The 12,358-nt window shown below is 38.6% G+C and carries 8 protein-coding genes; 6 read left to right on the top strand and 2 right to left on the bottom strand.

The window, feature by feature from the left end:
* Window positions 1-133 precede the first annotated feature (133 nt).
* The 5 genes from BCL90_RS19915 (at window position 134) to BCL90_RS19935 (ending at window position 5,121) form a co-directional block, all read left to right on the top strand.
* Window positions 134-904 carry an MlaE family ABC transporter permease gene (locus tag BCL90_RS19915; RefSeq protein ID WP_121286418.1) on the top strand — a complete coding sequence of 257 codons (771 nt, stop codon included), beginning with the start codon at window positions 134-136 and terminating at the stop codon, window positions 902-904.
* A gap of 6 nt (window positions 905-910) precedes the next feature.
* On the top strand, window positions 911-1,654 hold the full coding sequence (locus BCL90_RS19920; protein WP_121286421.1) for an ABC transporter ATP-binding protein: 744 nt from the start codon (window positions 911-913) through the stop codon (window positions 1,652-1,654).
* Between the two features lie 11 nt (window positions 1,655-1,665).
* Window positions 1,666-2,673: an MlaD family protein gene (locus BCL90_RS19925; protein ID WP_121286424.1), complete on the top strand. Its 1,008-nt coding sequence runs from the start codon at window positions 1,666-1,668 to the stop codon at window positions 2,671-2,673.
* A 459-nt stretch (window positions 2,674-3,132) separates the two neighbouring features.
* Window positions 3,133-3,969: a universal stress protein gene (locus tag BCL90_RS19930; protein ID WP_121286427.1), complete on the top strand. Its 837-nt coding sequence runs from the start codon at window positions 3,133-3,135 to the stop codon at window positions 3,967-3,969.
* Between the two features lie 408 nt (window positions 3,970-4,377).
* Window positions 4,378-5,121 carry a YoaK family protein gene (locus BCL90_RS19935; protein ID WP_121286430.1) on the top strand — a complete coding sequence of 248 codons (744 nt, stop codon included), beginning with the start codon at window positions 4,378-4,380 and terminating at the stop codon, window positions 5,119-5,121.
* 98 nt (window positions 5,122-5,219) lie between these two features.
* On the opposite strand, the gene BCL90_RS19940 is transcribed toward BCL90_RS19935, so the two are convergent.
* Both BCL90_RS19940 and BCL90_RS19945 read right to left on the bottom strand, forming a co-directional pair.
* Window positions 5,220-6,752, bottom strand: coding sequence for a DKNYY domain-containing protein (locus tag BCL90_RS19940; RefSeq protein WP_121286433.1), 1,533 nt, complete (start codon window positions 6,750-6,752; stop codon window positions 5,220-5,222).
* 275 nt (window positions 6,753-7,027) lie between these two features.
* The gene (locus BCL90_RS19945; protein WP_121286436.1) at window positions 7,028-9,175 is read right to left on the bottom strand and encodes a GH92 family glycosyl hydrolase; all 2,148 of its coding nucleotides are present in this window, start codon (window positions 9,173-9,175) and stop codon (window positions 7,028-7,030) included.
* 819 nt (window positions 9,176-9,994) lie between these two features.
* On the opposite strand from BCL90_RS19945, the gene BCL90_RS19950 reads away from it, so the two are divergent.
* Entirely contained in the window at window positions 9,995-12,187 is a 2,193-nt protein-coding gene (locus BCL90_RS19950) for a glycoside hydrolase family 95 protein (protein ID WP_166792285.1), read from the top strand.
* Window positions 12,188-12,358 lie beyond the last annotated feature (171 nt).

Here is a 12,358-nt window from a genome sequence, read left to right on the forward strand (position 1 = left end):
TAAATGAAAATATCGACAGATAACCAGTCAGCCAATCAATAATGATCCGGAACGACCATGATGATGATGAACATCACGCAATACAAATCTGTGGTCATGGTTATGCGCAAAGCAAGCACATACTTTTGTAACCATGAAGCTATTTCTTCGTTTTAAGAATTTTTTGGATGAGACTGGAAAGGTGGCCAGTTTCACAGGCCGCTTCTTTTCAGTAGGTATACAGCCACGTTATGAAAACCGTGAGCTGCTCAATCAATGCTATAAGATAGGCTACCTCTCATTTCCACTGGTAGGACTAACCTCATTTATTATGGGCCTGGTTTTAACCATGCAATTGCGCCCTTCATTAGTAGATTACGGTGTAGAATCACAACTGCCGGTCATGGTAGGTCTTGCAATCGTTCGGGAAATCGGTCCGGTAATCACCGCATTGATTTTCGCCGGAAAAATCGGAAGCAGTATTGGTGCTGAACTGGGATCTATGAAGGTAACCGAACAAATCGATGCAATGACAGTCAGCGGGATAAAGCCATATAAATATCTGGTAGCGACCAGGGTGTTGGCCACAACATTGATGTTGCCTCTCCTTACCATTCTCGGCGATGGAATATCATTATTTGGTTCGTACCTGGGCGTAAATATAAGATCAGTAACAAGTATTGACCTATTTTTCCTTCAGGTTTTTAAAAGTCTCGATTTTAGCGATGTTTTACCAGCCATTATAAAAACCCTATTTTTTGGCTTTGCGGTAGGGATAGTCGGTTGCTATAAGGGATTCAGTTCAAGCAAAGGCACCCAAGGTGTAGGTGTTTCGGCAAATTCGGCTGTTGTGCTTTCCTCCGTAATGATTTTCGTTATCGATTTACTGGCTGTACAGATCACTGAACTAATGGGATTAAATTAATCAATAATGGAACCGAAAAATAACAAGCCCATCATCGTCATAAAAGATCTTGTCAAATCATTTGGAGACAAAGTGATATTAGATGGATTTAACTTGACTGTAGAACGGGGAACCAATGTGGTTATCCTTGGAAAGTCTGGCTCTGGAAAATCTGTTTTGATAAAGTGCATTATTGGATTGCTTAAGCCTGAAAGTGGGAGCATTTTCGTGAATGAAGATAATATAACCGCACTAAGTGAAGATGAACTGGATGAAACACGCACTAAAATCGGATTTTTATTTCAAAGCAATGCCTTATACGATTCGATGACGATCAGGGAAAATCTGGAATTCCCATTGCTCAGGCATTGGGTTGACATCACCCGGGAAGAAGTGGATCGACTGGTGAGTGAAGCTTTAGAAAACGTAGATCTGTTGCACACTATAGACATGATGCCTTCAGAACTGTCAGGAGGAATGCTAAAGCGTGTTGCCCTTGCAAGAACTATGATCCTACGCCCGGAAATAATTCTTTATGATGAGCCAACAACCGGGCTTGATCCGGTAACCTCCAGGGAGATAGAAAACCTTATTTTAAAATTACAGGAAAAGAATCATACCTCTTCTATAATCATATCTCATGACATGAACTGCGTTAAAAATACAGCTGATGTGGTAGTGCTGTTGCTGGAGGGGAAAAGCTATGCTCAGGGAAGTTTTGAGGAACTAGCGCAATCTACAGATAAAAATATTAAACAGTTTTTTGATTAAATAAATATGTCATGGCAAATGAAAAAATAAACAGTGTTAAATTAGGGGCATTTGTGCTATCGGGTTTAATACTAATGATACTGGCCTTTTTTATCATTGGTAAGAATAAGAATCTATTCGGCAATGACTTTCAGCTAAAAGCAAAATTCACTAATTTAAATGGTCTCACTACAGGCAATAACGTGTTATTTTCAGGCTTTCAGGCTGGAACCGTGAAAGATATAGCGCTTTTAAATGATAGTACGATTGAGGTTACCATGCAGATCGATGAAAAGGTAAAGGCCTTTATCGGTAAAAATGCAGTAGCGGCAATAGGTACAGAAGGCTTGATGGGAAATAAGGTAATCAACATCACTCCGGCAGCAGGCAAAAGTATTAAAGTTGAAGAAGGAGATGTTCTACAGGCAAAAAATATGGCAAATATGGATGAGATAATAGATAAGCTTTCTCAGACCAACAATAATGTAGCGACCATATCAGAGGTTTTAAAGGGGACAGTGATGCGTGTTGACAGCAGCGCAATCCTTAGATTGATTAACGATGAAACCATTGGAGAAAGTTTAAAAGCATCGTTGCTGAATATCTATAGTACCACTAAAAATGCCAGCAAAATCAGCCTTGATTTAAATCAAATGGTTATGAATATCCGAAAAGGTAAAGGAGCAGCTGGCCTTTTACTGACAGATACAACCATTTCTGCAGACCTGAGGGATGCTATCCGTCAAACCAAAATAGCCGTCGGAAACGCAAATTCCATGACGCGGGAACTGGATGGGATGATCAAGTCTATAGACCACGATCTCAATTATGGGAACAATTCATTTAATACCCTCTTGAAAGATTCAGTTATGGCGGGAAACATAAGCCAGACGATGGAGAATCTGCAAAAAGGAACTGATGGATTCAATCAAAATATGGAGGCATTGAAACATAACTTCTTTTTCCGTGGCTATTTCAGGTCTCAGGAACGACAAAAGAAAAAAGAAGCCAAGCTTGCAGAACAAGCCGCACAGCAATAAATGCTTCTCTACATTTATTACGGTGCGGCCGACGAACGCATCGCATGCGTATCAGTAAGTTTATCAGGACTGCTAAATGAATTATTATCTTGCATATCTGCTGATAGCACAATCCAGGAATGCTAAACGTATCCATCAATTTTGATATTATTACCAACACAAAAAAATCTAAATGAAAATTTGGAGTAAAGTGACAAAAGCAGGACTTTCATAATATCTAGTGAGATTTGCCAGAAATAATAAATGTAGATTGAAAAAGCAGTCCTGCTTTGCATTTTCCTATATTATGGCGATTGCATACTCGGCATTTCAATGCAGCTTTATGCCGACACTCCTATTTAGATCATGATTATTTATGATAAAAATCATCTTCTGACAGTTAGATATTGTTGAAATTGCAATTATGCTGGAGCAACTTATTAGAGTTAATGGATAAGTAAAAAACCAGTTTAAACAGCGATGAAAAAAATAATGGTAACCACGGATTTATCCAGCAATTCGAAATCAGCGATTAGAATGGCTATAAGATTAGCAAAATTAAGGAATTCATCACTGAGTGTTTTGCAGGTATGCCACATTCCCAAACCATATAGCTGGACGCAAATAGCATTCGAAAAGTTTTTAAAAAAGAGCATGAATAAGCTTACTTCAGAACTCAGTTCTTTTGTATATAAAATATGTCGTTCAATGGGATTGGAGCCATTCAAATTTAGATCTGTAGTGATTAACTCACTGGAGGTTGTAAGCACGATAATCGATTATGCTGAAAAGGAAAAATTTGAATATATCCTGATCGCTACCCGGGGAGCAGGTATAGTTAAGAAGCTTTTTGGCACCCATACCAGTGAACTGCTGTCGATTTCTAAAATCCCAGTGATAAGCGTACCAAGCAGTTATCGCTACAGACCAATTAAAACGATAATTTATGCAACTGACATGGAAAACTTTGAAGAAGAACTTCCAGGGATTATTGATTTTGCTGCTCCGGTTAATGCCTCAATTCAAATGCTTTCTATCACCCAATCTTTTGAAGGAATAAACAATCCTAAAGAAACGGAGATGCATCTCGTAAAAAAGTTCAACTTCCAAATAAATTTTGTCCAGGTTAATCGAAACATTGTTAATTCACTGATTGAAGATATACACCTGTCAATAAAAACAAAACCGAACTCTATGCTCGCTTTATATTCCCATCATGACCGTTCGGGATTCGAGAAACTGCTGTTTCCCTCTAATGCTGAGCAATATTCGTTCTATTCTAAAATCCCAATCATTGTATTCAATAAGATCCATTGAGTAAATAACTGGCATTTTGCTAAAAGTGGTTCCTCCCTATTTTGGTCTGAAATTGATTAAAATGTAATCTCCTAAAAAGGCGCTCCATAAATTCGCCTCTAAACGAGCTTAGTATCATTCATTGGGTAAAACAGTTAGCAAACTACCAAAAAATGGGTAAGAACCCAATAGTGTGCACAGATTTAACTGCAAACTGTCCATTCTGCTTTTACAATTAGATTTTTTTTTTCGGATAACAAATTCCTGGCATTTTTAAACTTGATTCTTATAACCTGTAATTAGATGTACAAAAAACTGTTGAAAAGCATTTCACAGACTCCGGATTCCTGCATACAAAATATAAACGGAGACCATTATTAAATAGGATTGCAATTGAATTTTGTAAATTAGCGGGTAAAGAATCTACAGATGTTCAGACACAAAGGGAAAGGCCGTACCTATTCCCATAATCTAAAACTAGCCTCGATCTTATCTACTGTGGCGGGGATTGTGAATATCTCCGGGGTTTTGTCGGTACATACCTTAACAACGAATGTAACAGGACATTTTGCGTTTTTCTCTGAACAGCTTTTCCTGGAGAACTATAATATGGCTTTTACCTATCTGTATTATATATTGTTTTTTTTATCCGGTGCCTTTGTATCTGGGCTGATTATGGAATGGGCATCAAAAAACAGATCCCACAATTCTTATATTATCCCTATCTCTCTGGAAATCGGCATCATGCTTTCCATAAGTTCGACCTGCTTTTTAGCTCCTACATGGTATCAGACGTATCCATCAGTTATAGCTTCGGCCTTGTTATTTTCTATGGGACTGCAAAATGCATTGGTGACAAAGGTTTCGCAATCTGTTGTGAGAACCACCCACCTGACGGGACTCTTCACAGATTTAGGTATAGAACTTTCTCAATTATTACTTTACAAAGAAAACTCAGTGTATAAATCAATACGCAGGAGCATTTTCCTTAAAACCATGATCATAAGCGGATTTTTTTTAGGCGGAATGTTGGGTGGACTGGGATATCAGCATTTTAAACTAAAAATATTATTACTTCCTGTTGTAATGCTGCTGGTTGCCCTATGGTATGACCGCCTGTTATTTCGGTATTATCATCTAAAAAGGAAGTTTAGCGATTCAACGTCAAAATAAATATATTTTATGAATTGATTTAATACCCTTGCCCGCTTATAATTATGATGTGTTTTATCACTAATATCACATCATAAGGGATTTTAATTTCGGGTTCATCACATTCTTTTTTCATTGCCTTTCTCCCTCTTTAATTCCTGATTTTTGATACGAGAAGGCTTCATATTTACACCCAATTTCCTAAGTACCCATAATAATAGTTGAATACCGATAAAAGAAGCTATAATAATCCATAATATCCCTCCAAACCCGATTGAAAATTTCGTATTAATTTCAACCAATTCTGTGCGTTTCACTTTAATCATGCGATCCGTATCAACAAGATTACGAATGTCGTCTGTGCGAATTTGCGGGGCAAACAGGGCGGCAACTGTAGACTGATCATTAATACGGTAAATGGTCTGAGGGATCAGTTGAGAATCACCAAGCTGGTCGAAGTAATAATAAGTGTTTCCATTTTTCCATACAGCGCCATAATTGCCGCCAACCATGCCTATTTTTTGCCAGCTTCCTTTAGTGGGTTCATCCAACCTGTAAATATGGGTTGACTCGGATTTAAGTCCAGGACTTTTATTTCTGCCCCAGACTTGACTGGCCTCAGTGTAAAGAATTTGATGACCATCTGAGAAAATCAGCGGTGCAATTTCTTTGAAATTGCCTTTATTGAAGGGATTATCCCTAGTTCTCAAAACTTTCTTTTCTTTCTTATCAAAGTAAAAAATCCCATCCTTGCTTAGGAATAAAGAATGATAAACATGTGCCCCATTTAGAGACAATACCCGATAAGGGCTGTGCTGCTTGTCGAAGGCTATATCATTAACATAGACCATACCTTGTTTGGGATCTATAAGATAATCCTCCTGGTTTTGAGCGTCAATAACTATGGCATGTAAATCAGTATGGTCTTGAAGTGGCAATCTGGTATTTTTGTAATACACATATTGGCCATCTGCCAGGTAGTTTTTATTTTCACGAATATCTCCATCATTGTACCATTCTGAGATTTGTCTGAGGCCCGTAGCATGTGCCTGAGGAAGAATTTTACCCTGGTAGTAAGCTAAGTTTCCGTTAGTCGCAACTTCAGTTTTCAGGATGGCACGATAAGGAACAGGACTGGCATTAAGTATAGTGAGCGGGTAAATATAGGTCTGGGGCTTGTCTCCAATCCCAAGGCCATATAAACTCATCAAACCTAATTCTGAGAAAAATGATAAATCCTCATTTCTCACACTCATTGAAGCACAGTAACAGGTTTGCTTTCCATCGGTAAAATAATCATTGCCGATTGCCCTGGCTGTAGCCGGATTGAAATCTTTAACAATCAGGTTGCCGCAGTATGCATGATTTTTATCTATGCCAAACTGTCGATTTTGGTAGCTGTCATCAACCAGTCTGAAACTATTGGCATCAGCCTCCTGAACTAAATAGTCTCCATTACTAGGCACAGATGCATATATCTGATTCTGATACAGGGTAAATACCCCACCTATTTTCTGTCCTTTATTATATATTACATTACTATCCGGCCCCCTGGTTTCTGAAAAAAGAATAAATATCGAAAATGTTATGATAAAAATTAATAAAACAATGAATGCCGTTTTTCCGACACGCTTATTAATGCTTAGGTTCATTTTTTAGGTTATGGAGTAAGAGACGAAAAAATAGCGCATTTCTTAATGTATTTAATATCAATCAAGAAGTTATTATCAGGTAGAACAACGTAATTGATAAAATGTTTAAGGTGTGCAATTAAGGATAAAATAGTTGAAGCATTTAAATATCCACCTAAAAATAAACAACAAAACTTGGCTTAATCCCTATCTTTGACCTTAATGAACAAAAATAAACTAGCGCATTATTCTTCTAAATTACCCTTCTTTTCCCATTTCCTTTTAGTATTCAGGCTTTATTTAGTACCGATTTCTACCCTACCCCCATTTTTAAACAGATCGTGAGAAATAAAATAACCCTGGTTTATTTTTCCATCTACTTTAATCTCTGTAATGCCTCTTCCCTTACCAGGCTTGCTGATGGTTAATACTTTACCACTACTGGTTTTCCATTTTACCTCGTCAAAAAGTGGCGCGGTAACGATGTAAGTTGGATCGGTTGCCGAGAATGGATATAATCCCAACGAAGAAAACACATACCAGGCAGACATTTCGCCGGCGTCATCCATTCCCGAAAGCGCCAAACCATCGCTTCCTATGCCATATAGTTCATTTAGTATTTTATCAATAATTTTTTGTGATTTTTCTGGCTTGCCAATAAAAGTATAAGCAAAAGGAGCTTCATGATCTGGCTGGTTGCCCTGGCAGTATTGACCAATCATCGTTTCAACATTACGAGCAATATATTTCGGATTCCAGGGTACAGTAAATAAGGAATCCAGTTTGGATTCGAAGCCTTTTGCACCACCATATAACTCAATCAAACCTTTCATATCATGAGGAGCATAAAACGAAACCTGCCAGGCATTGGCTTCCCTGTACATATATTCGTAATAAGGATATTGCGGATTAAAAGGTTTAATCCAATCGCCATTTTCTAATCTGCCCCTCATAAACCGCGTAGCCGGATCGAACACATTTTTATAATTTTTAGACCGGCTCATCAGGACATGATAATTACTGCTATCGCCTAATTTTTTAGCGATTTGGGCCAGCGAATAATCATCATAGGCATATTCCAGCGTTTTAGAAACCCCTGCCCTGGCTTTGGTTTCTACATGTGGATTTTTAATATCAGGATCTGAAATATACCCTTTCTCAATATATTCTTTCACGAAAGGGCGGGCACCACCATCCACATTGGCATTACGCAACAAAATCTGGTAGGTCCCTTTGATATCGAAATCATCTATTCCCCTTAAATACGCTCCCGCAATAGAAGAGGCACCATGGTCGCCATGAAAAAAAGTAGGAATAAAACCCGTTTTGTCGCCAACATCTTTCATGGATTTAATTACATCCAGTGTTACTTTAGGCGTAACTAAGCCTAAAAGCACATCTTTATTTCGATAGGTATCCCAAAGCGATGGTTCAGTATAGTAATTGAAATTTCCTTTTACCACATTGCGTTTTGCATCTCTGAACTCACCATTAACATCACTCCTTAAAGCTGGCCATAAAAAAGACCGGTACAAGCAAGAATATAACATTTGTTTTTGTTTCTCAGTTCCACCTTTAACCTGAATGGTTGATAAAAGCGCCTCCCATTTCTCTGTAGCCTCATGGCGGATCTGCATAAATGTTTTATTGCCGATTTCTTTTGCCAGATTTTCCTTAGCATTGGCTATACTCACAAACGATAAGCCGATCTTAAGTTCTACAGGTCCTTTATTTCCATCTGCAAGATGAAGAATGGCATAACCTGAGCGTTTGCCGGCATCGGTAATATCAAGTTTATCTATCTTTCCGTTCACCACTGCATAAAAGTATACGTTTTCGCCCCCTTGAAAACCTTGTATGGCCGATGGACCATCTTGTGCGATATTCCAGGTGTTAACGCCACTATTGGCTTTACCCATACTCAATAGGATTTGTTTGTCGGAATTATTTTTGTAGGTATATTCATGAAAACCACATCTTAAGGTTGAAGTAAGCCTGACGTTTACCTGGTAATCATCCAAATAAACCTGATAAAATCCTGGTGCCGCACTTTCCTTTTTGTGCGAAAACTTTGATCCATATTTACCTTGTGGGTTTGATAGCGGTAAAACAGGAATATTACACAGGTTCCAGTGCCCTTTATTGGTGTGTGCAAAACCATAAATGGTATCGTCTTCGTACTCGTAGCCTGCACCAGAGCCAAATTCCGTAACCGGACTTAATTGTACCATCGCATTAGGCAACGAGCTACCCGGAAAAGTTAAACCTGCCCACGATCGCCAACCCTCTGGCAATTCATAGCCTAAAATTTTCGGATCGGTTAAAGGCGCCGTGCCAATAAAAGTGTTTACGTATTGGGTTAGTTTGGTTTGGGCATGAGATTGGTGCAGGCTCACAACAACTACCATTAGGAGAATGATTAAGGATTTGGTTAGCAATTTCATTTACATAAAACGTTTTAGTGTTATATCAAATATATAAAATCTATCAGTCCTATCCACAAAATATCAGAATAGTTACCATTCACATATTCCATCAGAAATTCGTCATCAGATAGCTATCGGATGCGAGGAGGCACGACGAAGCAATCTTACAACAGTCGCTACTTGCACTCGCATTAGGATTGCCCCTTACCTTATAATGACGTTTATGTAGACAATGATATTCAGTATTATTTTTTTGACCATATAAGACATTTAAGAACCATATAAGCTTACGTGTTCTTATATTTCTTATATGGTGTGAAAGCCTAAAGGATTATTTAATGTACTAGGTATTCTTACTGTCTAAGGTGGTTAATTAAACAGCATAGTCTTTAATTTTTACGACCACCATAAACATCTTAGCTCTCTTGAGTTTTACAGGATGTAAAATCTTAAACCTATAATTTAGAAAGCGCATATAGGACGTCATTCCTATTTTTTTCAGGCCACTTGACCTGATGGTTACTCGCAAATAAGACTTCTTGCAGTCTTTCAAATGTTTTAAAAATCGACTATCAATGATCTCAGCTTTTATGAAGAAAATTCAAACCCAAAATGTTAAGATCTGGAGATCTTATAGCAAATCTAATGCTTAAATAGTTGAATAATTTGCCAAATATCTGGATGCTTTATTGCCTGACTTTACGTGCCTCCTATTCTATTTTATATATCTTTGATTTACACACTAATCAAATAACCAACATGCTTTTAAATTACAGGCAATATATGGTTTGCGCCGTATTATCGTGCTTACTACTCCTCTGCTTTACTAACAGGCTATTGGCCCAAAAAAAAGAAAATCCTGCTTTTACAATGTGGGACAATAAACCTGCACAGAAATGGATGACGGAGGCCTATCCCATTGGCAACGGTCGCATTGGCGGGATGATTTTTGGCGGTGTTGATCAGGAACACATTCAGTTTAACGATAACACTTTGTGGACAGGTGATGAAAATGACCGGGGCACGTATCAGGCCTTTGGCGATCTGTTTATCGATTTCAATAATAAAGACCAGCCATTTACCAATTACAGCCGTAAACTGGATATTGACCATGCAGTACATACCATTAATTACACACAAAACGGCACCCAATTTAAACGTGAGTATTTTTGCAGCTTTCCGGATAAAGTGATGGTACTGCGTTTTACCGCTAACCAAAAGAAAGCTTACTCGGCCATCATTAGCTTAAAAGATGCACATAACGGCACGATAACAGCTAGTGGAAATACCATTCAGCTTACTGGTAAACTACCAAACGGCATGACTTACCAGGCTACCGCTGTAATTAAAGTAGAGAATGGAAAGCTTGAAGCAGTAAAAGATGGTGAAAGCGAAAAATTAAAAATAACAGATGCAGATGCGGTTACCTTAATTTTTACTGCGGCTACCAATTACATCAACAAACGTGAGCAAAACTGGAAAGGCGAAGAACCTGTGCCTAAAATTGAGCGCGTATTAAATGCAGTAAAAGCTAAAAGTTACAATAAACTTTTAAAAAATCATATCCAGGATTACAGCCATTTATATAACCGCCTGGCTATAAATCTTGGAACGAGTAATGCCGACACCCAAAAGCAGCCTACCTATCAGCGGCTGATCAATTATAAAAAGGTAGCCGACCCTGCACTCGAAGCTTTAATTTTCCAATATGGCCGGTATCTCTTAATCAGTTCGTCAAGGCCGGGTGGTTTACCGGCCAATTTGCAAGGTCTCTGGAACGAAAGTAATAACCCGCCATGGGGCAGCGATTACCACTCGAACATTAACATCCAGATGAATTATTGGCTGGCAGAGCCTACCAATCTTTCTGAGTGCCAGATTCCGTACCTGGATTATATTAACAGCATGAGAGAAGTGAGTGCTATAGCCACCCGCAAGCAATATCCCAATACCAGAGGCTGGACGGTAAAAACAGAGAACAATATTTTTGGTGGCATGAGTTTTCTATGGAACACTCCTGGAAGTGCCTGGTATGCACAAGCACTGTGGGAGCATTATGCTTTTACAAAAGACAAAAATTATTTACAAAATTTTGCTTACCCGATTATAAAAGAAATCGCTGAATTTTGGGATGACCATTTAAAAAGAAGACCTGATGGAACACTGGTATCGCCAATGGGCTGGTCGCCTGAACATGGCCCAACTGAGGATGGGGTGACACATGATCAGCAAATTGTGTTTGATCTGTTTACCAACTATATTGAAGCTGCTGAAGTTTTAGGTATTGATGCGGATTACAAAAAACACATTGCCGATTTAAAAGCACATTTATTAAAACCTAAAATCGGAAAATGGGGTCAGCTGCAGGAATGGGAAACTGATCGTGATGATCCAAAAGACCAACACAGACACATTTCACACCTCTTCGGTTTACATCCGGGGAGAGAGATCAGTACCATTAAAACGCCAGAACTGGCAAAAGCAGCGCGGGTAACCTTAACTGCCCGGGGGGATGAATCAACCGGCTGGTCGATGGCCTGGAAAATGAATTTTTGGGCACGTTTACAGGATGGAAACCATGCTTATAAAATCTTACAAAACTTTATCACACCTGTTGGTGGTTCAGGTACCGATTATAACAAAGGCGGTGGAATTTATACCAATCTATTCTGCGCACACCCACCCTTTCAAATTGACGGAAACTTTGGCTATACTGCAGGTATTTCGGAAATGTTGCTGCAAAGCCAGACTGGCGAATTACAGTTTTTACCAGCTTTACCTGATCAATGGGCAACCGGAAGTATTCAGGGTTTAAGGGCCCGTGGTAATTTTGAAATTACCGATTTGCAATGGAAGGATGGTAAAGTTGTGAAGTTGTCCATCAAATCTTTGTCTGGCGAAGACTGTATCGTGAGATCTCCCAATGCATTAAAACATGAAGTTAAGGGCATTGATGAGCAAACATCAGGAAAGGACTTTAAATACAGTTTTAAAACGCAAGTTGGGAAAGTGTATGGTTTTGAAGGATAATCTAGTCGTCATTGCGAGTAACCATCAGGTCAGTAGCCTGAAAAAAATAGGAATGACGTCCTGTACGCGCTTTCTAACGTATTAGGTTTAAGATTTTGCATCCTGCAAAACTCATTGAGCTAAGATGTCTAAGGTGGTCGTAAAAATTAAAGACTATGCAGTTTAATTAAC

This window comes from Pedobacter alluvionis, from assembly GCF_003664035.1.
GTDB classification, from domain to species: Bacteria; Bacteroidota; Bacteroidia; order Sphingobacteriales; family Sphingobacteriaceae; genus Pedobacter; species Pedobacter alluvionis.

What these genes read in the sequence shown, in the direction of transcription:
- BCL90_RS19915 (WP_121286418.1), top strand. Translation starts at nt 134, where the DNA reads ATGAAGCTATTTCTTCGTTTTAAGAATTTTTTGGATGAGACTGGAAAG.
- BCL90_RS19940 (WP_121286433.1), bottom strand. Translation starts at nt 6,752, where the DNA reads ATGAACCTAAGCATTAATAAGCGTGTCGGAAAAACGGCATTCATTGTT.
- BCL90_RS19935 (WP_121286430.1), top strand. Translation starts at nt 4,378, where the DNA reads ATGTTCAGACACAAAGGGAAAGGCCGTACCTATTCCCATAATCTAAAA.
- BCL90_RS19930 (WP_121286427.1), top strand. Translation starts at nt 3,133, where the DNA reads ATGAAAAAAATAATGGTAACCACGGATTTATCCAGCAATTCGAAATCA.
- BCL90_RS19920 (WP_121286421.1), top strand. Translation starts at nt 911, where the DNA reads ATGGAACCGAAAAATAACAAGCCCATCATCGTCATAAAAGATCTTGTC.
- BCL90_RS19925 (WP_121286424.1), top strand. Translation starts at nt 1,666, where the DNA reads ATGGCAAATGAAAAAATAAACAGTGTTAAATTAGGGGCATTTGTGCTA.
- BCL90_RS19945 (WP_121286436.1), bottom strand. Translation starts at nt 9,175, where the DNA reads ATGAAATTGCTAACCAAATCCTTAATCATTCTCCTAATGGTAGTTGTT.